The organism is Herbaspirillum sp. B65 (assembly GCF_000333555.1).
Classification (GTDB): Bacteria; Pseudomonadota; Gammaproteobacteria; order Burkholderiales; family Burkholderiaceae_D; genus Herbaspirillum; species Herbaspirillum rubrisubalbicans.
This window is the reverse complement of sequence record NZ_BADI01000600.1, coordinates 1-1,528: the sequence shown is the minus strand read 5'-3', so window position 1 is coordinate 1,528 and position 1,528 is coordinate 1. Positions and strand designations below refer to the sequence as shown.

Below are 1,528 nucleotides of genomic sequence, written 5' to 3'. Positions count from 1 at the left end.
CACTGTTGCCGCGCGCCGCCGCCCCGGGCGGCGATGAGGAAAGCGATGGCGCACCAGTTCCAGTGCACCCAGGAAGAGCTGGACCGTGCCTTCATCACCGGCATGTTCTCGCTGCTGGACATCCTGCTGGGAATGCCTTTGTATGACATCATCGAACCGCTCAAGCTGCCGGTGGACATCGTCAATGCCCTGGTGCACCGCACTGGCCGGCTGGGTAAGCTGCTCGACGTGGTCGAGCGTTCCGAAGACGGTCGCATTCCGCTGCGTCATTCCGATCTGGAAGCCGCGGGTCTGGATGCGCAGGTGTATTGCCGTTGTCTCATCCAGGCCTTCAATTGGGCCACACGCGTCAGTACTGAGGCGTGATCTCGATGATTTCCTCCGTGGGTAGCGACGATCTGGCGTGCTGTTCGGCACTGCTGGACGCCACGCAGAATCTGCAGGGCATGGCGCTGCACGCTGCGCTGGGAGGGATCGCATCCGGTTTCCTGAAGCGCCCGGGCGGGCGTTACGTGGTGAACTTGCCACCGGAGAGTGGCGGTGATGGCAATGGCCTGTGCCAAGTCGTGCAGTTCGAGAACACGCAATTCGGCTATTTCGTCTTCCCTCCGCTGACCCGGCCCTATACCGACCAGGAGCGCAGCCGCCTGGCGCTGCTGGCCTCCTTCCTCGGCCGCCTGATGCAGCGTCGTGCCGACAGCGACAAGCGCAGCCGCGCGCTGGACCAGATCGAAGCCAAGCTGGAGCAGCAGGCGCAGATCCTGAACCAGATGCACGAATCGGTGATCACCATGGACCCGGCCGGTTTCATCACCAGCTGGAACCGGGGCGCCGAGCAGTTGTTTGGCTATACCGCGCTGGAAGCCATCGGCCGTAACGTGCTCTTTCTCTATGAGAATGAAGAGGAAGAAGACGCCATGCACGCCCTGTTCCTGGAGCATGGCAGCCGCGAGATCGAGGTGCGTCGGCGCAAGAAGTCCGGCGAGGTGTTCTGGGCCAGCCTGTCCTTGTCGGTCATGCGCGACCAGAATGGCCATCCCATCGGCTTGATTGGCTATCTCAACGACATCACCGAACGCAAGAATGCCGAAAAGCTGATCCATCACCTGGCTTATTACGATGCGCTCACCGGCTTGCCCAACCGCACGCTGCTCACTCGCACCGTGGACCAGGCACTGACTGAAGCCCAGCATGAGAACCTGCAGGGCTGCGTCATGTTCGTCGACCTGAATCGCTTCAAGCCCATCAACGATACGCTGGGCCACGTGGCGGGCGACATGTTGCTGGTGGAAGTGGCGCTGCGACTGCGCCGCGCGTTGCGCGAGCAGGATGTGGTGGCGCGTCTGGGCGCCGATGAATTCGCGGTGGCTCTGTTCGACATCGACAAGGATCACCACCCCGGCTTCGTGGCCCAGAAGCTGCTTTCCCTGTTCGACGAACCCTTTCTCATCGATGGCCATGAATTGCGGGTCGGCGCCCAGCATCGCGTGAGCATGTACCCGGAAGACGCCAGCGACACCGAAACCCT

Annotated in this window: 1 protein-coding gene and 1 pseudogene; both read left to right on the top strand. The window is 62.2% G+C overall.

Going from position 1 to position 1,528, the window contains the following annotated elements; all coding sequences use genetic code 11:
- A pseudogene (locus tag I5W_RS14170) lies at positions 1 to 366 on the top strand (signal transduction protein); the annotation flags it as partial.
- Between the two features lie 5 nt (positions 367 to 371).
- A partial coding sequence (locus tag I5W_RS14165; protein WP_044529710.1) for a diguanylate cyclase domain-containing protein occupies positions 372 to 1,528 on the top strand: 1,157 nt, incomplete at its 3' end.